The 273-nt window shown below is 57.9% G+C and carries 1 pseudogene; it reads right to left on the bottom strand.

What is annotated here, in order from left to right:
* A pseudogene (locus OZ411_RS43295) lies at nt 1-159 on the bottom strand (3-hydroxybutyrate dehydrogenase); the annotation flags it as partial.
* Nucleotides 160-273 lie beyond the last annotated feature (114 nt).

Here is a 273-nt window from a genome sequence, read left to right as displayed (position 1 = left end):
ATCGGCGGGCGAATAGATAGCCTTCACTCCGAAATCTTTCTCGATTGCAGTCCGCGTTTTTTCGACATCGCGCGGTGCCCCAATCCCGTTGAGCACGATGTTGGCGCCCCCGCTTGTGAGCCGGGTCACAACGGCCGTCTTGCCCTTCAGAACACTCAATTCACTCTCCTTCTATTGCATGCCTTCACGTTCAGCCGACCAGATCGGTCTCGCGGACTTCGAGGAGACGTCGGCTTGGCTGTTGGAGGTAGTCATGCACGACCTTGCCCAGCC

Source organism: Bradyrhizobium sp. Arg237L, assembly GCF_029990105.1.
Taxonomy (GTDB): domain Bacteria; phylum Pseudomonadota; class Alphaproteobacteria; order Rhizobiales; family Xanthobacteraceae; genus Bradyrhizobium.
This window is presented reverse-complemented; position numbering and strand designations above follow the sequence as displayed.